Here is a 24,102-nt window from a genome sequence, read left to right as displayed (position 1 = left end):
CTATCAATCACCTGGCATGAGGTGAAAGCGGCTTTCAGCATTTTTAGGGCTGAATGAAGCTTACACTGAATTCAGACTATCAATCACCTGGCATGAGGTGAAAGCGGCTTTCAGCATTTTTAGGGCTGTATGAAGCTTACACTGAATTCAGACTATCAATCACCTGGCATGAGGTGAAAGCGGCTTTCAGCATTTTTAGGGCTGAATGAAGCTTACACTGAATTCAGACTATCAATCATCTGGCATGAGGTGAAAGCGGCTTTCAGCATTTTTAGGGCTGAATGAAGCTTACACTGAATTCAAATTATTTATCTGAAATTGAGTCCTATTATGCACTGATGTTATACTCTTGTAGTATATCGAAATTTGGTTTTTTCAGTGCCAAATCTCATAAAATCAAGGAATATAAAAGCGCAATGGATACCAGTGAAATAGAAAAAGGCACCTTATTAATTGTTGATGACGTACCGAACAATTTAAAAATGTTATTTACCTACCTGCGCGATCATGAATTTAAGATTCGGGTGGCGCAAGATGGTGAAGATGCACTGGAGCAGTTGGAGTATGCCAAACCAGACTTGATTTTGCTTGATGTCATGATGCCCAAGGTGGATGGCTTTGAAGTATGCCGCCGCCTGAAAGCCAATCCTGACACCAAAGACATCCCGATTATATTCATGACCGCACTGACAGATACCGTCGATAAGGTGCAGGGTTTTGAAATTGGTGCGGTGGATTACATCACCAAACCTGTGCAACAGGAAGAAGTGCTGGCGCGCATCACCACGCATTTGACTTTGAGTAAAATGAAAAAACTGTTACAACAGGAGATTGACCTGCGCGAACAGGATAATCATGTATTGGAACAACGCAATCATGATTTGGAAGCCTATGCCAAGGTGGTGGCGCGTGATTTGAAAAAACCATTAATCCGGCTTTCCGGCTTAACCAAGGTTTTACTCAATGATCTGCGTAAGGAAAAAAAAGAAACCCTGCTGCAATTTGTTAATGAAATTGAGCAGTCCCGTTATGACATGGTTGCCACTATTGATGATTTATTATTACTGGCTGAGGTGCGTACCCAGGGTGGTACCATGGATGAACTCAATATGTCTGAAATCATCTCCCCGGTACAGGATCGCCTGGAATATCTGTCACGAAAATACAGTGCTAAAATTGAAATTCAGAAAGAATGGCCCAGAGTTTGGGGTTATGCGCCCTGGCTGGAAAAAGTCTGGGAAAATCTGCTGACCTATAGCTTAAAAAATGGTGGACGCCCGCCTTATCTGAAATTAGGCGCAGAATCGACAGGTAATGGTTATGTCCGCTGCTGGCTTAATGATAATGGCCCGGCGACTTCCAAAGAAAAAGCCAAACACATGTTTGGCGCGATGGAAAGTATAGAACATGCGGAAGAAGGTTTGGGTATGTCGATTATTCAACGTATTGTTGAGCAATACGGTGGCAACGCGGGCGTTGATAGCCATGGCTATATTGGCAATACTTATTTCTTCACCTTGCCGGAAGTGGTGGATTATGAGGAAGGGCAGGCAGGTTAACAGGAAAAACAACAAGCTCATGCAGAACCTGTAGAGCCGTTGCACTGCAACGGCTCAATTCCAGCTCATTCCTCCCCCAGCACAGAACCCCGTAATTCATCCGGTGCTGAAGGATAAGACTGTGCGCCACTGACAATAAAGCGGCTGCCCACAGCTTCTGCTGCACCAATCTGTACTTTGCATTGTTCCCGGATTAAATCGTCATTACGCAAAAAACCACCCGCCTGCAAGCGTAAAGCACTGCCTAAATCCACTTCCGGGGAATTAATCAATACCGTACCATCAATATTACGCTCGGAAGAAGCATCCACGCGGCTGTCGCCTGAGGGCAGAAACTGGCGCGAATCGATATGGATATTACCACCGGGGCCGCCGACAGAGCTGGCTAAAATCTGACTGTGGTTAATAATAAAAAATTCATTATTGATAATGGCAACATTACCCCCGGCATGTTCCGGCAGCTCTCCCGCAGCGCGTGCCGTGATATGACTGTCGAGCAATTGGATACGCGCCGGGGTTTCAATGTGGATATTACCGCCACCAGCTTGTTGCGCCTGCGCGGTAATACTGGCAGTTTCCATCAGCAGTGATCCACTTAAGTTAATTTCAATGGAGCCTGCATTACCACTGCCCAGACTGGCGGCAGCGATGGTGCCACCATTTTGCATTGTCAGTTTTTGTGCGGAAAAATGGATGTCACCACCCTGTCCACGATTTTCCGCAATACTGTAAATGCCGCCTAAAAAGGATTGGCCTAAAAATTCACCGGCAACTGCTTCGGCTTCAATCAGCGCATCACCGCTGAGTTGAATGCTGATATTGCCGCCACGCCCTGCACCCTGGCCTTCGTTGCTGGCATCAATATCCGCACCACTTAACAGGCTTAAATCACCCGCCTGAATCTGAATCGAACCGGCATCACCATTACCCTGCGCCAGCGTTTGCAAAGTACCACGTTGGCTCAGGTGAATGTCACCGGCTTTAATCACAAGTTGCCCGCCCCTGCCCTCACCAAACGTGCTGGCTCCAATGGCGCTGGGCTGTGGTTGGTTGGGGCGTTGTCCATGAATATTCAGCGTATCACTGACGGTAACATTGACATTACCACCCGCGCCTGTCGCCGAGGCTGCGCTGCTGGCGTTAATACTGGCACCTGCTGCCATTTCCAGTTGTTCAACAGTGATGTTTACCTGACCGGCATTACCACTGCCAAAATTCAGAATACTGATGTCACCGCCAGACATATTAAGTTGCTTAGTGCTGAGTGATAAGGTGCCGCCCTGCCCGCTGGCGTGAGTATCATTGCGGATAGCCGGTTGTAATAAACCGCCTTCACTACTTTGCAGCGTCACCTGTTCGCTGGCTGCTATTTGTAAATCACCACCAGAACCACTACCAGCGGTACTGACACTGATACGCGCTGATTTTTGCAGCGCCAGTTCCTGAACCTGTAATTGAATGGAACCGGCATCACCCGTCCCCACGCTTTCTGCCAGCAATGCACTATCACTTTGCATCTGTAATACAGGGGTTTGAATATCAATGCTGCCACCGGGTGCATGACGGGTATTGGCTTGAATCGAAGAAAATCCCGCTAAACCACTTAAACGCACCGCTTCACTGGCTTCAATCACAATCGCGCCACCTGCGCCCTGCGCCAAGCTGTTACTGTTAATCACACTACCCGCGCTCAGCTCAAGTTGTTGGGTTTGAATATGAATTTTCCCGCCCGCCCCAGCGCCGGTGCTATCGGCTTCAATATTACCGCCTTGCAAGCGTAGTTCCGGCGTTTTAATCAACAATACACCTGCCGCACCTGCGCCAACTGCCTGATTATCCAGACTGGCAGGACGCCCCAGGGCATTACGGCCTGTGATATGAATCCAGTCACTGGCCTGAATGTCTAAATTGCCACCTTGCGTGCCATGCTCATTTTTCAGGCCGATATGTCCGCCATTTTGCAGCATCAGTTGCCCGGTCAGAATTTGCCAGTCACTGTGGCTGCCACTAATCCCTGCAATATTGCTGTCATTGACGTGTATTTTCGGGCTTTGTAATAAAAACGCCGTGCCTTGACCGTTAATCTGTGCATTATCCCGTAATAACACGCTATCTTGTGCCTGAATTTGCAGGTCTGCTTGCGGGCCGGTATTAATAATGCTGCCACCTTGTAATTCAATAGCTGTGGCGTTAATTGCTAACAGCCCCCCTTTGCTACTTTGCCCAATTTGCCCACCCGGCCCCAGATATAAATGTTCCAAAACAATATCGGTGTGTAAACCAGGACGATTGCGCACGCTGATATAAGCATTATTCAGATTCAGGCTATCCACATCCAGGTTTAAGCTGCCACCACTGACATCCAGGCTCGCTCTCCGCTCAAATGTCAGTACCGGGCTGCGCACTGTGACGGCAGCGCGACTGTTTGCAGTTGTTTTGGAATCCAGCGCAATGGTTGCCCGGTTTAAGTTAATTTCTTGACTTGCCAGTAAATTAACCCCGCTGGCGCTGCCGGACTGGGACAGGCTGGTGACAGCAGTGTTTTGCAAATTAAGCACAGGAGCCTGTAATTGCACCAGGCCGCCAAATTCTGCACTATTACTGGAAAACAGGCTGTTATTCGCGTTTAATACTGTATTTGCCTGTACCTGCACCGTATCACTGGCAGTCATGCCACTACTATACAAACGGCTGTTTTGCACATTAATATCACCACCGTAGATATTCAGTGTACCGCTTTGCCCTGCGAAACTATTACTGCTGAACTGGCTGCTTTGGCTGTGTAACTGACTGGCTTGAATGTTTAAACCACCCGCCAATCCTGTATGGCTTTGGCTTTCCACCAGGCTTGCGCTGAAATCTGCACTGCCTGCCTGTATGCCGATATGCCCGGCATCCCCGCTTGTTGTGGCACGACTGCGTATACTGCTGGCGCGGCTTGTCAATGTGCCTGCATGTAAGGCAATATTACCCGCCTGCCCGTCACCCAGCGTTAAACTGTCCAGGGTTGCGCTGTTTAAGGATAAATAACTGGCATTCAGGCCAATTTCTCGCGCCTGACCATTAATGCTTTGCGTGACCAGCGTTGCACCATCCTGTACATGCAGTTGTGGCGCATTCACTTGTATTTGTCCGGTGTCTCCGTTGTTGCTCATATTCAATAACAGGGTGTTTTCCCCGCTCAGCAACATCTGCTGCGCCGCCTGCAAATGAATATCTCCCGCAGTGGCGGATTCAGCCTGACTATTGATAAAACTGCCTTGATCAATCTGTAACGTGGCGGCTTCAATATTAATCTTACCACCGGGGCGAAACTGGGTGCTGTTAATGATTTGTCCGCCATGTATCTCGATATGTGGACTGCGTATATCAATGTTTCCACTTTGCCCGGAACTGCGAGATTTAACGCTGATTTCCCCCTGCTGCATGTCCAGTGATTGCAAAGCCTGAATAAAAATTGAACCGGTTTGACCTAACACCGCATTGCTGGTCAGGGTACTGCGATTCAAGGCCAGCGCACCGCTGAATAAGCGAATATCCCCGCCATTATCTCCCGCGCCACCTGTGCTGATGCTGGTATCACTCAGGTTTAACAGCCCATTGGCAGCAATCTGGTGTTGTTGCGGCGTGTGTATAGGGACTTCGCCTATACCCTGAGCACTGAATAAAGTCACACTACCTGCGGGTACTTGAATCAAATTGGCACCGGTATCCGGGTTAAAGTTTGCCTGAATATTGCCGCCAACGAGTGAAAATGGCTGACTGTTATTGAGTTGCAGGGCAAAGCCATTGAGCCGAATGCCTGCGGGTTTAGCCGTTAAAAAACCAAATGCCTGGGGCGCGCTGAAACTCAAACTGGAAGTGGGAGTGGTGGCGGTGGCAGGAAACTGAATACCATCAGCAAAAGAGAGATAATCAGCAGTGCTGAGATGCAAGCCGCCACCAATGTCAAATTGGGCATGACCGCCTAAAAAAATACCTGCCGGGTTAATCAGATAAAAATTGGCATCCGGCATGGCACTGGTATTAATTTCACCATCAATCAGCGAATAAAAACCACCCGTTACCCGGTTAATCAGGTTCTGGGTTTGCGCATCCCCGGTAAAGGTAAGGCTTTCCTGTGCATTTAGATTAAACTGTTCAAAGCTATGAAACAGATTGTTGCCAGCAAAGAGACCTTGACTGGCATCTAATTGATAAGCTGGGCCGGTTAATGGCCCCTTGCTCCCTAAGCTGCCATCTAAGGTGATTTCTGCCAGACTATACAGCGGCAGACAATAAAAACAGAGGAAAACACCAGCAAATCGAATCATGATAGGTGCCTGTTTTAAGAAGAATTCAGGTATCGCTATTAAAGCATGATCTTAACAGGCTGACAACTGGTAACAAATAGTAGCGATTAACGGATGTTAGGCAGTTGTTATTTTTTGCCTGACACCTCCTTAAGATACCTGTGCCTTGGCTTGTATCGCTTTTTTATCAAAACTGGCGGCATAACGACTAATCCATTCCATTGCCGCTTCATCGGTGCTGATGTCCCTGCCTTCTCCGGCTAATTTCTGGCGATAGATTTCAATCTGACACATTTGTTCTATCATGCGCCCTTGAAATACATCATGTTTATTATCAAATGCAACACCTACATCATAATAGGAGCCGCGTCTGCGCGACCAGGCCACCGTGCCGATGGCTTCAAAAGGTGGTTTTATCAGTGGCAGGCGGATTTTAATTATTGAGCCAACGGGCCAAGGGATAGTACAGATAAATGCCAGTCCCCCTTCACTGACATCCTTGATAAAAGGATACAGCACAGTATTTTCCTCAGCATCGGAAACTTTGCTGATTTCCACAGGAATTTCTGTTGGATGGCGATAAAATTTTCTATGTTCCTGCATGAGCATCATCCTGAAATTTAAGCAGGCGCAAATATACTCGATTTCTAATCATTGCGCTTCATGTTTTTCAAATTAGTCTATTTCTCTGCAACGGCAATCTTAATGCCGATGAATGGTTGTCAAACTTCGATATAGGCTTTGGCAAGGCTTTCTCTTATCAACAGCCGCTGGATATATTTAAAGAACATGCGCAACTCTCGACTTTTGAAAACCAGGGGCAACATAATTTTAATCTTGCTGCTTATGCAGATTTAAGCGTACAGGACTAACAACAACTCACATCCAGGAAAAACCAGAAGGCAAAGCATGTTTTTTTGCTGACGGCAGGTTTTATACCCTGGATAGCAAAGCCCGGTTTATTGCTATGACACTACGTCTGCCTGCTAGCCCTTGCGTTTAAAATGTGGGCTTAAATACCTTACGTGAGGCTATTCAGAAACAGGGACTGCTCAGTGTAGAGTAAATTGGTGAACAATTGCAGGCAGGCACTAAGGAGTGAGAATTTTATAACTTCAGCAACTTGGCTGGTCTTTTCCTCCATTTTCTGCGTTGTGCCTATTTGGACTTAGGCAGTTACATAGCTTGCTATGCGCCTGTTTTCACGCCTTGAAAATGAATAAAAATCCTGCGCCCAGTTTCTGCATTTATTTCATCCTCACTCCTAATTGCGGTTCCTGCATTCCTGAGTTGCAGCAATTATTATCGGACCAATGCCAATAACGTTGGTGTTGTAAACGCCAGGGTTGTACTGATTTGATGCCGCTGGCATTCAATTTTATTAAAATTGCGCCGGTATGCGCAGTATTGAGTAGTTTAGCACCGTGTTGCTGATAAGCTTGCATAATATCTGCTTTGGGCAGGTGAAAACGATTGTGATAGCCTGTGGCGAACAGTGCATACTGTGCTTGCACTGCCCGGATAAAATCAGGCGTGGAAGAAGTGTGGCTGCCATGATGTGGCACTTGTAGCACTGTGGCATGCAGCTTTTCCAGGTTTTGCATGGATAACCAGGCTTCTGCGGTTTTTTCAATATCCCCCGTCAGCAATATCACGCTGTCACCATTTTGAATGCGCAGGACACAACTGCGATCATTGCCTTTACGCAGTAGGCTGGAGGTACTTTGGGCATCGGGATGCAATAGCTCAAATTCAACACCATCCCATACCCAGCCTTGTCCTTGCTGGCAGGATTGTACAATGTGTTGTTGGGTTTTGAAGAATGCCGGGGCGCTGGTTAATATCTTTTGTACAGGCATGGCCTGTAAAATTTCTTCCGCGCCACCGCTATGATCCTGATCGGCATGACTGACAAGCAATATATCGATATTTTGCAATTTATTCTGGCGCAGAAAAGGTAAAACCACGCGCTCCCCCATGCTGCTGTGAGAAAAGCGGTTGCCGGTGTCATAAATCAGTACATGCTTGTGGGTTTGCACCACCATTGCCAGACCCTGCCCGACATCCAGCATGGTCAGCCACAATTCTCCCGGCGCGGGACGATTAGAGCCTGCCATAGGCGATAATAACAGCAGCCAGAATAAACCCGTCCAGCGCGCGGGGAAACCGCGTGGCAATAATAATAGAAAAGCGGCGAACAGAGCCGGTAATAACAGCCAGATAGAAGGTTGCGCCCAGTGGGATACCGCCCAGTCATAACCGGCAATCTCACTTAAAATATCCATTAAGGTTTGTAACAGCCAGCTTGTCAATTCAAGCAGAGGATGCCCAAGCGCGGGAAGAAGCCAGGAAAACAGCAGACTGCATAAGGCCAGCGGTACAATCAAACTAATGGCAGGAACGGCAAACAGATTCGCCAGCGCAGAAGTCCAGGGCACCTGTCCGAAATGAAACAGCAACAGCGGCGTCAAGCCAATAAAAATCACCCAATGGATACGCAGCCAGGGTTTAGAAAGTTGTAAACGGCCTGAAAGTCCAAACAATATGATACTCACCGCCGCAAAAGAGAGCCAGAAGCCCGGACTTAATACCGCCAGGGGATCGAATAAAACAATCAGGCTGGCTGCAATCAACAAAACCTGACGCAGGCTGTAGGCGCGTAAAAACCAAAAACCGACAAACAAGATACCCAGCATAAACAATGCGCGTTGCGTTGGAATCGCAAATCCTGCCAGCAGCGCATAAATCAAAGCCAATAAAAAACCCAGCCAGAGTGAGAAGCGTTGGGTGGGAATACGTAGAAAATTACGGGAACTGCTCAGAAGCCAGAAGAAGTGTCCCAGAAAAACGCCCCAGAAAGCAATCAAGCCAATATGCAGGCCGGAAATGGCCAGCAGGTGTATGGTGCCGGTGTGTTGCAGGGTTTGCCGATCCTGCGGTGAGATATTGTGTTTAATGCCCAGGCTTAAAGCGATTAACAGGCCACTGCCAGCCTGATTTTGTAACAGCGTTTGTAAGTGTTGGAACAAGGCAAAACGTTGTTGTTGAACCCAGGGCATGAAACCGGTTTTAAGCTGATTAAGTTTTTTAGCCGTCTGTGGCTGGCGCACATAACCGGTGGCGCGAATGCCTTGTCGGAATAAACTGTCTTCCGCGTTATGACTGCCGGGATTGGCGTAACCATGCGCTTGCTTTAAGCTAAGCTGTAGTTGCCAATATTGATTGGGGCGCAGTGCCGGTAGCGGCTGCCCATTTTTTTCATACCAACTCAGGCGCACCCGTCCCGGAGAAGCATAGGATTTGCCCTGATAAGATAATTGGGTAATTTGAAAATCGAAACGCAGGCGATCTTTTTGTTGACGGTTTTTTTTATATTTTACAAACTGCGTTGATGAGGTTTTTGAGTCATCCGCTTGCACAGCATAAAATTTCGGTAAGCCAACAATATAACCCGTAGCCGTGACTTGTTTTTTTTCCAGCACCGGGATTAACTGCTGGCTGAGCCTGGATTCGCCAATCCAGGCCGCCCAGAACAGGCCGATGCCAAATATGAAAAAGACTTGCAGTGAAATGGATGGTTTTTTGATTTTGAACGGATATAAGCGCAAGCCCAGCAAAATCAGTAAACAAAGCAGCAAATAAACGGCAGGCTGTGGCGGTAAAAAAGGCAATGTCTGGCAGCTGATAACGCCAAAAATAAAAGCCAGCAGCATTTTTTGCATCGTTGTATACCATTAACTGGCGTTATGCAAAAGCTTCATTTCTCAGTTAAACCGTTTTTTGTATTTACCATTATTTTTTCTGTCAATGAAAAGGCGATATTTTTATAATAATAGGCCGCTTCATTAATAAAAACCGGATAAAGTTCTTCATCCTCATCATAAGCAATGCATTCCCCTTCCATAGTAGAGAAAATAGAATCACCTTTTTTCAATGGCTTATAATCATTATCTTGAAGGTTTTCATGAATAATTGCACTAATATCACTATCTTTATTTTTGGGGAATGCCACTGTTTTTCTGTGCTTAAAAACTTCTACAGTATCATTTATAACAGGATTAATACCTGCATTTGTTTGGTTTATAAAATCAAGTGTGGCATGAATAACCTTTTTTGTTTTTTTATTAATATCATGTCTGATAATGCCATTTGCAATTGGACCAACTTCTATCGCAAAACCGAATGCTGCCATTGAAATCAAGAATGAATGCTCATTATCATCAGCATAAGATGCAGCAGGCATGTAATAAATATTGCACTCAGGAATTTTGCACTCAGGAATTTTGGTTTTTATGTATGCAGCCAACTTAAAATTATAATCATTATTATCTGAAATGATAATTGATACACCCATATTACTTGTTGTGGTATGCATATCAATAATGAAATCCATTTTCGGATCATCTTTCCCCCCCAATTTTTGGCAAATAGCTTTAGCCCTATTGGCTTCATATCCTGATAAGCTAAAATCAGCGAGGTTCTTTTTGGTAAATGAGCGATTAAGATCATGATCGATAAACCTGACGCATTTTTCGTATGCTTTAGGATTTCCTATCAGAAGCTCAATATTCAGTCCTTCCCATTTTTTTTGAAACTGTGCTTTATTTAGTTCTCTGATTAAATAAACGCCTGTATATTCATTTCCATGAGTGCCGCCAACAATAGCGATATTTTTTATTTTCATGATATTCCTGTAAAGTTGAAGTCTGTAAGGTACGCATTCCCAACGAAGGCAGGCGTTACCAAGCAGAGCGTGGTAACCAGGGAATACCTATTGTGCAAACAACCACTGTTGCGAACCCTCAGGATATACCAGCATAAAATCTTTTTTTCCATCACCATTAAGATCCGGCATGTCACGCACCTGTAATTTAGCATCATGGGTTTTCTTGCCCACACGCACCTGATAATGCAAAAAGCCCTGATAGCTTTTATTCTGCCATTCAAAACGCATGGGGCCAAAGGCTTCAAAGCTGAGGTTTTTAACCGCTTGTTGCAAGGCGGCGGCATCTGCTGGGGCGGGATGGAAAAACTGCTGGCGCTTTTGCCCTTCGGGGTCAATAAAAACAAAAGAAAACGTGGGGTAGCCGTTTTCCAGCAGGGTGTGGCTAAATAATAAGCCCGGTTGCACCGCGACCTGTTCGATTGCCGTTGCAATCCAGTCGGGGCGCAGGCTGAACCAGTCGGCACCGGCAATGGCTGGGCGCACTTGTATTTGTCCCTGCGGGTCTACGCTTAATTTGGGCAGGGCGAGACTGGCAAATGCGGCTTGCAGCTTGCATAATCCCTGCATTGCAGGCTGGGCATCAATCACCAGCTTGTCCAGCACAATCCGGGTTTCCTGTTGTGCATTGATTAATAAACCGGGGTTGAGACCATCATCAGCCTCGCGTTTTGTGATGCTCAGTGGCTGTACGCTTAAACGTAACACGCCTTGCTCTAATAAGAGATAACCATATTCCGGCGTTTGTCGTAGCGTTAAGCTTCCACTGGAAAACGCAGGCAGGGCATGGATTTGTTTTAATACGGATTGGTTTTCAAACTCAGTTAAGAGATTCAAACTGTCAGGGCGCTGAAGTCCTGTGCAGTGAATTTTACCGGGCATGGTGGGTAGCAGTGAGTCAGTGGTTTCTGTTGTCCCGGTAGCAGCTTCGTCTTTATTGTCTGTCAGCTCAGTAGAGACTTCCGTATTTTCGCTGGTTTCCGTTTCTTTAGTATCTGCTTCAGGCGCAGGCGGTTCTTGTGGGGGGATCGTCACAACTTGCGTGGGTTTAACATCCAGATTGACCTGACGAATCCGGTGATTATAGCTGTCGGCAATATATAAATGCCCATCCGGGCCAAAAGCCATGCCACGCGGCCCTTGTAATTGTGCGGCAGTGGCGGTACCGCCATCACCACCAAATCCAGGCGCGCCAGCACCGGCAACAGTGGCTAAATCACCACCCAAACCCAGTTTACGCACCCGATCCGCCTTATATTCAGCAATATACAAAGCCCCCTCGGCATCCAGAATTAGACCCCAGGGTTCCAGCAGGCGGGTTTTGCTGGCAGGCAAACCATCATCTGTCGGCCCTTTGCGCCCACTACCCGCCAGCGTATAAATGCGCCCTTGCCCATCTACGGTACGCACCCGTTGATTTTTACGATCCGCAATATACAAATTGCCTTGCTCATCACTGATCACATCGCTGGGTTGATTCAGCCACGCCGCACGCGCGTTGCCGCCATCACCGCGAAAACCAGTACGCCCGGTACCGGCAACCCGTCGTAAAATACCTTCTGGTGTTATCATGCGAATCTGGTGATTACCGCTGTCGGCAAAATACACCGTCCCATCCAGCGCCACATGCAGCCCTCGCGGTTGATTTAAACGTGCTTGAATGGCGGCCCTGTCATCACCTTTATTGCCGCGTTTCCCAGTGCCTGCCAGGGTGCTTAATTCCCCATCTACATCGAGTTTACGAATTTTATGATTGCCGGTATCGCCAATATATAAGTTGCCTTTGTCATCTATGGCTAAACCTGTGGGTTGATTCAAACTGGCTTGTAAGGGATCACCATCCAGCGCACCGGCCTGACCATTACCCACCACCGTGCTGACCACGCCTGCCGGGGTGATTTTGCGAATCCGGTGATTGCTGGCATCAGTGATATATAGATTACCCTGGCGATCAAAGACCAGATGAGAAGGCACTTTGAAACGCGCCTGGGCAGCAGGGGCATTGTCACCGCTAAAACCGCCGCCTTTGCTACCCGTGCGACCACTACCCGCAATGGTTTGCATACGTGGATAGGTTTTGAGATTGGGCTTGAGTTGACGCACGCGGTGGTTATTGGCATCAGCGATATATAAGGTGCCGCTGGCATCCACGCTGATATCCTGCGGATAAAACAGGCGCGCACGGGTTGCCAGTTCATTATCCCCGCTAAAAGTGCCATTGCTCAGGCCGGTAAAGCTGCTACCGGCAATGGTGAAAATCCGTCCATCATGGTTAATCTGGCGAATCCGCTGATTGTAAGAGTCGGCAATAAATACATTGCCCTGTAAATCAATGCTCACACCCTGCGGATGATTCAATTTGGCCTGGGTTGCGGGTAAACCATCGCCCTCATAACCCGCGCTGCTGCCGGCAATGGTTTCAATCATACCCTCAGGGCTGATACGGCGAATCCGGTGATTACCCGCATCAGCGACATAGACAAAACCCTGCGTATCAACGGCAAGGCCCCAGGGATATTTTAAACGCGCAGCCTGTGCATTATCGCCATCACCGGAAAAACCTGCCGTCGTGCCTGCCAGAGAAGTGATAATGCCTGCATTATTGACTTTGCGTATGCGGTGATTGCCCCGGTCAGCAATGTAGAGATTACCTTGTCCGTCCACTGCCACATCTTCCGGCGAGCGCAGTTGTGCGCGGCTTGCCGCGCCTTTATCGCCGCGCTCTCCCGCCTTGCCGCTACCGGCAACCGTGTCAATCATGCCTTGTGGCGTAATTTTACGAATCACATGATTACCTGTATCGGCAATATACAGCGTACCATTATCATCCACCGCAATACCACCGGGGGTTTTTAATTGCGCTTGTCGGGCATCCCCGCCATCACCAGAAAAACCCGGACGCCCGGTACCAGCGAAGGTGCTGATAATGCCTTGCGGGGAAATTTTACGCACCCGGTGGTTAGAACGATCTGCGATATACACGCTGCCATCTACGCTGGCAGCAATCCCGGTTGGCATGTTGAGACTGGCGTAAACTGCCGCTTCCTGTTCACCGGCAAAAGCAGCGTTGCCATCGCCTGCCCAGGTGCGAATCTGGTAATCCAGTTGCGTTGCCAGGCTGGAGCCTGAAACAAAGGCAAGACAGAATAAGAAATATTTAAACAATTGCATGATAAGTGGCCTGTAGAAATTCCAAATTAACCTGAATTCTATCTATCAATAACTCAGGTTGCTTAGAGTATAAAGAGATTTCACAGGCAGGAAAATATCATTATTAAAAAAAGCTGAAGTATATTTCTTCCAGACATAAAAAAACCTGCAAATTTTTCTAAAACTTGCAGGATAAAGTACTGAAAACCATTTTCACCGAATTCAGGTTAGTTATTTACTGACCATTTCTTAATTAAAGCGATAATTTTTCCGGTTACCCAGATAATCTTCCAGTTGCAGGCTTTCCAGTTTAATGCGTCCCTGATTATGTAGTGGAACGACAACCTTACCCTGGTAGCAGGTTTTATCAGGACACAGACGTACATAACCCGATAATAATTGTTTACCCACCCGCACCTGATAAGTCGCACCTGACTTCATGCCGCTGTCATCTTTAACCTGTACATGCAATTGCACTACATCACCACCTTTGACGTATTTTTTTGAAAAGTGATGCTTTAATAATTGTGGTGGATTTTGATCCAGTATAATATTTTTTTGCCACAGCCGACTATTACCCGCCAGATCTTTGGCAGTTAATTGCAATGCATTATTGCCTTGTTGCAAATGTAGTGTATGCTTGAATCGCCCGGTCTGTAAAACCACGGCTTTAGCATTGATATGCAGTTGCGTTGCATCCTGAACCTCACCTTCGATTAATAGCTGTGCTTGGCGCGTGCTGCTTGGCAAGGGCTGTAAAGTGATTTCAGGTGGTTGCTGATCACGTTCAATCAATAAACGCTTTTGGTTTTGAAAACCACTGTTCTGGGTAAGATAAACTGTAAATGCCTGTACACCTTCTTGCAGGGGTAAATTCAGTTGGAAAGCACCTTGTTTATCACTGATTGTTTTAAAGTTTTTCCCTTGTTCTGTTTTTAGCTCAATTTTGAGATTTGGTGCAGTGTGTCCGCGCAGCGTAAATAAATCGCGGTTGGTCAGCAAATGTACCACGTCTGTATCGGGCCGGTGCGTTAATTGTGAATCGTATTGAATCGCTTGTTTTTGATCGGGTAAATAAGAAATTGAGCGCGACAATTCAGTTTGATTACCCGCCGGATCAATCGCGGTTAAAGTAATCTGGTTATCACCTTCTTGTAGTGCTAATTGCAATTGAAACTGACCATCTTCTGCATATGCTAACAACTTGTTATTAAAGCGCAGTTCGACTTGTTGTTCGGTTTTCCCGGATACGGTAATGCTATCCTGGCGCACAATGACTTTATCTGCCGGTTGCTGGATAACCAGATAAGGCGGCTGCTCATCGTGTAACATTTTAAATAAGCGCACCTTGCTTTTGGGGCTGGGTAAACTATCGCTATCAATGCTTGCAACCCGCCAATAATATAAACCATTATCGGGAAAAGGCAGTATAAAATATGTGCTACGCAGGTTTTTTTTATCCAGAATTAAATGTTCAAAGCCCTGATCTTTGGCAATTTCCAACCAATAATTCCGTGCTTCAGGCTGTTCTTTCCAGCTAAATGATAAACCTTGCTTGCTGCGTTTGCTGGCATATAAGGTTGCGTAATTTGCAGGTTCACTTAATAAGGGGGCTGGTAATAGTTCTTTGATTGCAGAAGGTTGTTGGTTTTCTTTAACCACTGCGCCCTGATTACTTTTTAACCTGACCGTGTGACCACCGGAAGATAGTGCAATTTCGCCCTCATAATTGGCAAAACGCGCAGTTTTTCCACGTTTATCTATCCAGAAATCTTTTGATTTAATCTCTGTCCTAACGCCTTTAACCTCAAGATTAAATTGCTTATGGTTTGGTGTGCCGCCCAATAAGGCATGTAAATCCCCTTTATTCAGTAACACGCCAGTATTATCTTGCTTGCTTAGGCGATCTTGACGCATTTTCTGTATCACAATCTGGGTATTTTCAGATAAGTGCAGTTTGCTGTCATCGCGGAACCGAATTAAGGCATGGGAGGCATTAAGTGTGCGCAACTTTTCCTGTTCATCCAGTACCTGTTTGGGGATGGCTTTTTTCCAATAAAAAGTATTGATTTTACGTTGTTGGACATCGCCATCCAAGCTTTCCAAAACCGCCTGTACTGGCTCATTACGCTTTTTCTGGGTTTCTGATAAGGCTTGTTTTGCTTCTTTATCTGCTGCATTGATATGATTTAAGGATTTTTGCCAAAGTCCGGCCTGGCGCGCGTCTACTGCCAGATTTTGTTGATCAATGGCGCAATTAAAGGCTTTTTTAGCTAAAATTTTAGCGCCCAGTGCGGCTGCCTGATGAATGGTTTTCTGAGATTGCTTAAAACCTTTATCCACGTTTAAAATTAAAGAAACCGGTATTTTTAAGGCGGTACCCGGCTTTAATTCATGAACTGCCTGCAATTGATTGGCATGTAGAATATCCGCCCAGAGATCAGGGTTATGCAGATGTTTTTGCGCTAACTGGCGAATGGTTTCTTTACCGGTAAAGGTGACAGATAGCGTCTTTGAGGGTGATGCCGCTTGTAAGGTGGCACTGAACAAGAGGCTAAACAATAACAATATGGGTTTATTCATGCCTGGTTTCTCAGTTTTTACAGAGTACTTATGGGTATTTTTATTATTTTAACCAGCGATTGTATATTGAATTTTAGTCATTTACTAATAGATGTTACATAAAAATAACAGGTGTCATATAACAATAACAAATACCCTATAAGCTTTTTTAAGAACAATAATCAAACTCGGCACAGATTATCAATAACTTAGCGTGAGGAGGAAGCTTTTTTTCAGCGCCATAAGTGCTGAAAAAAGCTTGCTCCGAATTCAGATCGGTTAAGCCGATTGAATCCCCCAGATATCCCGCGCATATTCCAAAATTGTGCGATCACTGGAGAATTTCCCCATTCTTGCCGTATTCAGAATCGCTTTACGTGTCCATAAATCTTCTTGCATGAACTCTTCATCAATCTGTTGATGAATTGCAATATAGGATTCCAGATCGGCCAGATGATAAAAGTAATCACCGCCATCTAACAACATATCAAAAATTGGGTTGAAAATACCGGGTTCACCACGGCAGAAGCGATTATCTACCAGGCTGTCCAATATGCGTTTAATTGCCGGGCTACTTTGATAATATTCTTTAGATATATAGCTGTTTTGCAGGCGCATTTGTTCCACTTCTTCAGTGCTCAGGCCAAAAATATAAATATTTTCCTGGCCCACTTCTTCCAGAATTTCAACATTGGCACCATCTAGCGTACCCACCGTTAAAGCGCCATTCATGGAGAATTTCATGTTGCCAGTACCGGAAGCTTCCGTACCCGCCGTTGAAATCTGCTCGCTGAGATTGGCGGCAGGAATGATTTTTTCCGCCAGAGAGACTTTATAATCAGGAATAAAGGCCACTTTTAACATGCCGCCAACGACAGGATCGTGATTTACCACCTCGGCAACGCTGTTGATCAATTTAATGATCAGTTTTGCCATAACATAACCCGGTGCGGCTTTACCGGCAAAAATACAGGTTTTGGCAACTTCTGGGGTTTTGCCATCTTCTACAATACGCAGATATTCATGAATCACCCGTAAGATGTTCAGTAACTGGCGTTTATATTCATGAATCCGCTTGACCTGCACATCAAACATGGATGCGGGGTTTAACATAATGCCGGATTGCTCGCGCACCACTTGTGCCAGGCGTTCTTTATTATCCAGTTTGGCCTGGGCAAAGGCTCGCTGAAAAGCGGCATCATCGGCGTATTGTTCCAGTTTTTTCAACTGGCTTAAATCCAATACCCAATCCGTGCCAATGGTGTCATTAAATAAATGAGTTAAGGAGGGATTGGATTGCACTATCCAGCGACGTGGCGTAACGCCATTGGTTTTATTGTTAAAACGCTCAGGATACAGTGCAAAAAAGTCCGGTACCAGACGGGTTTGCACCAGTTTTGAATGCAAAGCGGCAACACCATTAACCGAATGACTGCCAACTATCGCCAAGTGCGCCATACGCACTTGTTTTTCATGACTTTCTTCAAATAAAGACAGAATGCGTTGGCGGTTTTCATCACCGGGCCAAAAGGCCTCAACTTCCATCAGGAAACGGCGATTGATTTCATAAATCAATTCCAGATGGCGGGGTAATACATGCTGTAATAAGGCGACCGGCCATTTTTCCAGGGCTTCCGGTAATAAGGTATGGTTGGTATAAGCGCAACAGGCTTGCGTGGTTTCCCAGGCATCTTTCCACTCATAACCATATTCATCCATTAACACGCGCATCAGTTCTGCCACGCTTAAAGACGGGTGAGTGTCATTTAATTGAATGGCTGTTTTGTCCGCCAGATTATCCAGGCTATTATTTTGTTCCAGATGACGGTTAAGAATGTCACGAATCGCGCAGGAAACCAGAAAGTATTCCTGAATCAGGCGTAGTTCTTTACCGCCCCAACAGGAGTCTGACGGATATAAGACTTTGGTGATTTTTTCAGAATAAATTTTCTCTTCCACCGCTTTGATGTAATCGCCGCCATTAAAAATCTGAATATCAAACTCATTGGAAGAGCGTGCGGAATATAAACGCAGATAATTGACAGTACGCCCACCATACCCCACCACGGGAATATCAAACGGTACGCCAACGATTGTCTGCCAGTCCACCCAGGGGCCAAAGCCATTATTACACTTACGGTTGTGATCAATATGTCCGTATAAAGGCACATTACAAGTTGCTTCGCTGCGTTCTATCAGCCAGGGTGCATCCTCATGCAGCCAATGATCAGGACTTTCCCGCTGATAACCATGATCAATATGTTGTTTGAATAAACCATATTCATAGTTAATACCGTAACCAAATCCGGGCATATCCAGGGAGGCCAGGGAATCCAGGAAGCAGGCCGCTAACCGACCCAAGCCGCCATTACCCAACGCAGCGTCAGGTTCTGCTTCTTCAATGTCTTGCAAAGTCACGCCGTATTTTTGCAGCACTTCCTGAGCCAGTTTTTCTAATCCGAGGCTGTGTAAATTGCTTGCCAGCAAACGCCCGATTAAAAATTCCATGGACAGGTAATACATCCGCTTACTGTCTGCTTTCTGGTAACGATCCTCGGTTACAAACTGATTATCGATCAGATGATTACGTATAGCCAATGACAGCGCATTACAAATATCATGTTTTGAAGCTTGCGCAGGACGAATACCGGCAACATAATTTAGATAAAAGTGTAATAAGGCATCCAGATCCTTGGCAGTAACAGGCGTAGAAACTGGAACAGGTGCAGAAAGCGGCTTTGACATAGCGAAAAAGATTCCTTCTATATGATTGGAAAACTCTGGTAGTAAAGAGAATTTTTTAATACAAAACCGCCTATTTTAGCACAGACTGTCAATAAGCCGGAATCAACATGGAACAAAAGTGGTTTTTTCACATTTCAGATCTTCAAAACCTGTGAAAAAGAAGCTTTTGAGTAACACCAAATATTAATTAAACACTTGGTTATTTTTTTGTATTCAATACTTGGTAGAATTATTACACAAGACAAAGTTTTTTAAAGTGACATGCCTTACACGGAGATATTTTACTGCCCCCCCCTTTTTTAACTTGTCAAAATTCAGGGACTTTATCATATGAAAATTTATACACTTGGATTATGCAGCACTTTGTTATTGGGTACATTGCCTTTAGTCGATGCTGCTGAAAGTGATGGTTTAGCCGAATTACTTAAAGTATTACGGGATAATGGGACTTTGACTGCTGCGCAATATGACAAATTGCAACAAGCTGTAGCGCAACCCGTAGAAACGCCAGCACAGCCTGTCAGCCAAGCCAGTACGGCTAAAGATGACATTTTTGGCGATAGTGGCGGGGATGGTGGTGAAAATCAGGACTTATTAATCAGCTCTGAAGGTGGGCTGGAAGTGGCCAGTTATGATGGAGAATTCAGTTTTGAGTTAGGGGGGCGTTTGATGGTTGACAGCGCCTTTTACCAGCAGGATAAGGCTGATTTAGGTAATGGTACTGAACTGCGCCGTGCACGTATTGAGTTGGAAGGCACGATGTTTACTGACTGGGCCTATGAACTGGGTGTAGATTTTTCAGATGGCAATGCGGATGTGAAAGATGCCTATATGGCCTATAACGGTTTCTGGCCCGTGCAACTGAAAGTAGGGCAATTTAAAGAGCCTTTCAGTTTGGAGGAACTCACCAGTTCCCGCTACAGCACATTTATGGAAAGGGCATTGCCCAATGAATTTGTAGCGGGCCGACATATCGGTATCGGTGCTAAAACATTGGGCAAAAACTGGACGCTTGCAGGTGGTATATTTGGTGAATCATTTGACGATGATGCGGATGACGAAGGGGATGAAGGCTGGGGTCTCAGCGGACGCTTGACTTTTGCGCCCTATCAGGCAGATCGCAAAGCCCTGCATTTTGGTACTGCGCTGGCCTACCGCGTACCGGATGATGAGCAAAAAGTAAAATATAATGTACGTCCTGAATCCCATATCACCGATGTTAAATTCCTTGATACGGGTTCGATTAAACAGGTGGATAACACCCTGTTAGCGGGCCTGGAAATGGCGGGGATATGGGGGCCATTCTCGCTCCAGAGTGAATATATGCAAATGCGGGTGAAGCGTTTGCAAGATAAACAGAATTACAGTTTTGATGGCTGGTATGTCTATGGCAGTTGGTTTATTACTGGTGAGTCCCGTGCTTATAAATTCAAAAAAGGCGTATTTGCTCGGGTGAAACCGCGCAGTCGTAAGGGTGCCTGGGAGTTGGCATTACGCTACAGTGAACTGAATTTGAATGATACTGATATTAATGGGGGACTGGGGAAAAACTGGACGCTGGGTCTGAACTGGTACATTAATAAACGTTTCCGGCTCATGGCTAATTATATTCGGGTGGATAATGATCAATATGCCGATGCAGATGGTGATGTCACTGGCAATGATGATCCCAGTGTCATGCAAATGCGTATGCAGGTGGATTTCTAAAAGGGGAAAGTCATGCGTTTTCGCTTATTGTTATGTCTTTTATTTTGTGCGCTGGCATTGAATGTCCAGGCCGCGCAGGATGTTCTGGTGATTGGCAAGGTTAGCAGCAACCCCAAAAAACATTACCGTTATTTAAAACCAATGGCGGATTATGCGGTCTCAAAAATGGGGGACTTGGGCATAAAACGCGCAAAGGTATTGATGGCGCGCAATAATAAACAAATGATTGGCTATTTACGCAGCGGTAAGGTCGATTGGGTGACTGAAACGATTTTTAATGCTTTAATTTTTCAAAAAAAAGCCAAAGCCCAATTTATTTTGCGTAAATGGAAAAAAGGTGTGCCAGAATACCACACGGTTTTTTTTACTCGCAAAGACAGCGGTATTAACACGCTGGCACAATTAAAAGGCAAAGTTATTGCCTTTGAAGATCCGGGGTCAAGCACGGCATTTTTCTTACCGGCTATGGCCTTACTACAAACTAATCTGGAACTGCTGGAATTGGGTTCACCACGAGAGCAGGCACCGAAAGATAGGGTGGGTTATGTATTCTCGCGTCAGGAAATCAACACCTCAACCTGGGTACATAAGGGGCTGGTTAATGCAGGGGCTTATAATAACCTGGATTGGGAAAAGGAAGATCATAATCCCGGTTTGTTTCGCAAGGATATGCAGATTATTTATCAAACCAAACCCTACCCCCGTGCAATTGAGTTGGTACGCAAGGATTTGGATGCAGTCATCGTGCAGCGATTAAAGGAAGTTTTGTTAAATGCACACAACGATCCTGATGCGAGCGCAGCGTTACGCGCTTATCAAAAAACAACAAAGTTTGATGAACTGACACCTGATATCCTGATGAAACTCGATAATGCGCGAAATGTGCTGCAACAAGTTCAGGACAGTCTCAATTAATGATAGGCATTATGCTGAATCATAAAAAAATCACTTTGTTATGCGTCTAAAAACCCGTTACTTTCTACAAATTAGCTCTATGATTATCAGCATTGTGCTGATTTTGTCCAGCGCGCTGGTGTGGCAATTTCGCAGCACCTTACTCAGCCTCAGTGACAGCAGTGCCGAAATGATGGTGCAAGGACGCATTGAACAGGTTGAGCATGAAGGCCAGGTCATTATCAACGCACTGGCAGAAAATCTATTAAACCCCTTATATAACTATAATATGCAGGCAATTTATGAGTTGCTCACGGTTGCCAAGCAAAATGATCAGGTAGCTTATGTGCAGGTCTATGATGCCACAGGCAGCCTGGTACACAATGGTGATGAAAATATTCCCGATTTTGGCAAAGCCGTTGCTGAGCCACTTTTGGACAGTACACCCCGCGATATTCAGGTCACTTTGAGCCTGGATATTTTAGAACTCTCCCTGAGCATGTGGATGATGGATGACCCTTTAGGTGGCGTCAAACTGGGTTTGTCTTTGCATAAAATGCAACAGGAAGTTTTGATTATTCATGAGTATATGAAAGAGCAAGGTCGGCAGAGTTTATACCGTAATCTGTGGACAGTTATTTTCAGTACGCTGGGGTTATTGCTGGTGGGAGGACTCTTTGTCATATTAATTGTGCGCCAGTTAGTTCAACCTATTCGGCAATTGATGCACTACACAGATGAAATTGGGCGTGGACATTTTACACTGGACATCAAAGCTGAGCGCCATGATGAAATTGGTGATTTGCTTAAAGCCTTTGAGAAAATGAGCAAGGCGTTGCAACAACAGGAAAAGCTGCGTAAAGAAAAAGAAGAAGCTGAACAAGCCAATCGTGCTAAAAGCACATTTTTAGCCACCATGAGTCATGAAATTCGCACACCGATGAATGGGGTGCTGGGCATGGCTGAGTTGTTGATGGGGACCGAGCAAAGCAAAGAACAACGCGAGTTTACCGCCACCATTGCCCGTTCAGGGCAAGCTTTATTAAGTATTATTAACGACATTCTCGATTTTTCCAAAATTGAGGCCGGAAAACTAGAGCTGGAATATATTGATTTTAATTTGCCGGAATTGCTGAAAGATGCTTTAGAATTATTTCACGAACGCGCAGACAGCAAACAATTGACTCTGGAAGTATTAATACAACCCGGAGTGCCGGAAAATCTGTATGGCGATCCCGGACGTTTGCGTCAGATTATTATTAACCTGGTAGGCAATGCCTTTAAGTTTACTGAACAGGGGACAATCAAAATACATGTCTCGCACTTGAAACAAGGTGCATTACATCACATGAAAGCACTGCCTGAACGTGCAACCTGGCTACATGTTGAAATTCAGGATACGGGCATCGGCATTCCTGAGTCCATGCAGGCTAAAATTTTTGACTCTTTCTCCCAGGCTGATGATGCCACCACCCGAAAATATGGTGGCACAGGCTTGGGTCTGGCAATCAGCAGGCAACTGGTGGAACTCATGCATGGACGCATTGGTATTCGCAGTCAGGAAGGTCAGGGTACAACATTCTGGTTTGACATTTGTCTGGGACAAGGTAAATCTCAGGATACAGGCTTACCACTGGAGAGCGAACAGCATTTAAGCACAGCAGACAAGCAAGATGATTTAAGGATTAAGGCTTTAAGCGGCTTGGTATTATTGGCTGAAGACAACAGAGTCAATCAACTGGTTGCGGTGAATATGTTAAAAAAAATGCACCTGCACGCAGATATTGCCAATCATGGACTAGAGGTTTTACAAGCATTGGCAAAACAGCCTTATGATTTGATTCTCATGGATTGTCAGATGCCGGAAATGGATGGGTTTTCAGCAACCCGGGCCATCCGTCAGCAGGAACAACAAAGTGGACGGCACATCCCGATTATTGCCTTAACAGCCAATGCCATGAAGGGGGATCAGGCGATTTGCATTGCCGCAGGCATGGATGATTATTTAAGCAAACCTTTTACCTTAGATGCCTTGTATGTACTATTAAAAAAATATCTGGCCCCGGCAGATATGCGATGCAGTGCGACATCACAAACTGATATGCCACCATTAAACCTGGAAATACTGGCGGAATTAAAAAACCTGTGCGCAGGTAAAGCAAATATTTATCAGTCACTCATCAAGGTGTACCTGCATAAGTCTGAGGAAAGCCTGGCGCAATTAACAACGGCTATTGCGCATAATGATATGGCAAGCCTGCCGCGTATTGTTGATAATTGGCAAAAAAATAATGCACGCTTTGGTGCAAAAACGCTAATGGCCTTATGTAAGCAGCTTAGCAAACTATCAGAAGCACAACAGGCCAGGGATTTACTGCCACAGATTCAACAGGAATTTCTGCGCGTGCAAGCCGTTCTGCAAAAAGAAACAACCAACCCAATTGCTGAAAAGCCATTTAATATTACCTAA

General features: G+C 45.6%; 12 protein-coding genes. 5 read left to right on the top strand and 7 right to left on the bottom strand.

Annotated elements, in window-relative coordinates; genetic code table 11:
* The first annotated feature begins 416 nt into the window (after window positions 1-416).
* Window positions 417-1,559, top strand: coding sequence for an ATP-binding response regulator (locus tag QUF61_RS03710; protein WP_177428683.1), 1,143 nt, complete (start codon window positions 417-419; stop codon window positions 1,557-1,559).
* 65 nt (window positions 1,560-1,624) lie between these two features.
* Here the strand turns inward: QUF61_RS03710 and QUF61_RS03705 are convergent, their stop codons facing one another.
* Both QUF61_RS03705 and QUF61_RS03700 read right to left on the bottom strand, forming a co-directional pair.
* Entirely contained in the window at window positions 1,625-5,872 is a 4,248-nt protein-coding gene (locus tag QUF61_RS03705) for a two-partner secretion domain-containing protein (protein WP_289680512.1), read from the bottom strand.
* Between the two features lie 129 nt (window positions 5,873-6,001).
* Window positions 6,002-6,454, bottom strand: coding sequence for a PilZ domain-containing protein (locus QUF61_RS03700; protein WP_289680511.1), 453 nt, complete (start codon window positions 6,452-6,454; stop codon window positions 6,002-6,004).
* Between the two features lie 116 nt (window positions 6,455-6,570).
* On the opposite strand from QUF61_RS03700, the gene QUF61_RS03695 reads away from it, so the two are divergent.
* Complete coding sequence (locus QUF61_RS03695) at window positions 6,571-6,723, top strand: hypothetical protein (RefSeq protein ID WP_289680508.1); 153 nt, start codon at window positions 6,571-6,573, stop codon at window positions 6,721-6,723.
* A gap of 375 nt (window positions 6,724-7,098) precedes the next feature.
* Here QUF61_RS03695 and QUF61_RS03690 read toward each other — a convergent pair whose 3' ends face one another.
* The 5 genes from QUF61_RS03690 to QUF61_RS03670 form a co-directional block, all read right to left on the bottom strand.
* Complete coding sequence (locus QUF61_RS03690; protein WP_289680506.1) at window positions 7,099-9,573, bottom strand: DNA internalization-related competence protein ComEC/Rec2; 2,475 nt, start codon at window positions 9,571-9,573, stop codon at window positions 7,099-7,101.
* A 35-nt stretch (window positions 9,574-9,608) separates the two neighbouring features.
* The gene (locus QUF61_RS03685) at window positions 9,609-10,535 is read right to left on the bottom strand and encodes an aspartoacylase (protein ID WP_289680504.1); all 927 of its coding nucleotides are present in this window, start codon (window positions 10,533-10,535) and stop codon (window positions 9,609-9,611) included.
* An 87-nt stretch (window positions 10,536-10,622) separates the two neighbouring features.
* Window positions 10,623-13,745 carry an NHL repeat-containing protein gene (locus QUF61_RS03680; protein ID WP_289680503.1) on the bottom strand — a complete coding sequence of 1,041 codons (3,123 nt, stop codon included), beginning with the start codon at window positions 13,743-13,745 and terminating at the stop codon, window positions 10,623-10,625.
* 228 nt (window positions 13,746-13,973) lie between these two features.
* Complete coding sequence (locus tag QUF61_RS03675; protein ID WP_103922358.1) at window positions 13,974-16,307, bottom strand: FecR domain-containing protein; 2,334 nt, start codon at window positions 16,305-16,307, stop codon at window positions 13,974-13,976.
* 258 nt (window positions 16,308-16,565) lie between these two features.
* The gene (locus QUF61_RS03670) at window positions 16,566-19,031 is read right to left on the bottom strand and encodes a glycogen/starch/alpha-glucan phosphorylase (RefSeq protein ID WP_289680501.1); all 2,466 of its coding nucleotides are present in this window, start codon (window positions 19,029-19,031) and stop codon (window positions 16,566-16,568) included.
* Window positions 19,032-19,361: 330 nt separating this feature from the next.
* Here QUF61_RS03670 and QUF61_RS03665 point away from each other — a divergent pair, with 330 nt between their 5' ends.
* The 3 genes from QUF61_RS03665 to QUF61_RS03655 all read left to right on the top strand — a co-directional run bounded on the left by QUF61_RS03665 (window position 19,362) and on the right by QUF61_RS03655 (window position 24,102).
* Window positions 19,362-20,738 carry an OprO/OprP family phosphate-selective porin gene (locus QUF61_RS03665; protein ID WP_289680499.1) on the top strand — a complete coding sequence of 459 codons (1,377 nt, stop codon included), beginning with the start codon at window positions 19,362-19,364 and terminating at the stop codon, window positions 20,736-20,738.
* 12 nt (window positions 20,739-20,750) lie between these two features.
* Entirely contained in the window at window positions 20,751-21,653 is a 903-nt protein-coding gene (locus QUF61_RS03660) for a phosphate/phosphite/phosphonate ABC transporter substrate-binding protein (RefSeq protein WP_103922361.1), read from the top strand.
* A 79-nt stretch (window positions 21,654-21,732) separates the two neighbouring features.
* Complete coding sequence (locus tag QUF61_RS03655; RefSeq protein ID WP_289680497.1) at window positions 21,733-24,102, top strand: hybrid sensor histidine kinase/response regulator; 2,370 nt, start codon at window positions 21,733-21,735, stop codon at window positions 24,100-24,102.

Origin of the sequence: Candidatus Venteria ishoeyi (assembly GCF_030378065.1) — a bacterium.
Lineage (GTDB): Bacteria > Pseudomonadota > Gammaproteobacteria > Beggiatoales > Beggiatoaceae > Venteria > Venteria ishoeyi.
This window is presented reverse-complemented; position numbering and strand designations above follow the sequence as displayed.

What these genes read in the sequence shown, in the direction of transcription:
- QUF61_RS03690 (WP_289680506.1), bottom strand. Translation starts at nt 9,573, where the DNA reads ATGCAAAAAATGCTGCTGGCTTTTATTTTTGGCGTTATCAGCTGCCAG.
- QUF61_RS03710 (WP_177428683.1), top strand. Translation starts at nt 417, where the DNA reads ATGGATACCAGTGAAATAGAAAAAGGCACCTTATTAATTGTTGATGAC.
- QUF61_RS03700 (WP_289680511.1), bottom strand. Translation starts at nt 6,454, where the DNA reads ATGCAGGAACATAGAAAATTTTATCGCCATCCAACAGAAATTCCTGTG.
- QUF61_RS03655 (WP_289680497.1), top strand. Translation starts at nt 21,733, where the DNA reads ATGATTATCAGCATTGTGCTGATTTTGTCCAGCGCGCTGGTGTGGCAA.
- QUF61_RS03660 (WP_103922361.1), top strand. Translation starts at nt 20,751, where the DNA reads ATGCGTTTTCGCTTATTGTTATGTCTTTTATTTTGTGCGCTGGCATTG.
- QUF61_RS03685 (WP_289680504.1), bottom strand. Translation starts at nt 10,535, where the DNA reads ATGAAAATAAAAAATATCGCTATTGTTGGCGGCACTCATGGAAATGAA.
- QUF61_RS03670 (WP_289680501.1), bottom strand. Translation starts at nt 19,031, where the DNA reads ATGTCAAAGCCGCTTTCTGCACCTGTTCCAGTTTCTACGCCTGTTACT.
- QUF61_RS03665 (WP_289680499.1), top strand. Translation starts at nt 19,362, where the DNA reads ATGAAAATTTATACACTTGGATTATGCAGCACTTTGTTATTGGGTACA.
- QUF61_RS03705 (WP_289680512.1), bottom strand. Translation starts at nt 5,872, where the DNA reads ATGATTCGATTTGCTGGTGTTTTCCTCTGTTTTTATTGTCTGCCGCTG.
- QUF61_RS03675 (WP_103922358.1), bottom strand. Translation starts at nt 16,307, where the DNA reads ATGAATAAACCCATATTGTTATTGTTTAGCCTCTTGTTCAGTGCCACC.
- QUF61_RS03680 (WP_289680503.1), bottom strand. Translation starts at nt 13,745, where the DNA reads ATGCAATTGTTTAAATATTTCTTATTCTGTCTTGCCTTTGTTTCAGGC.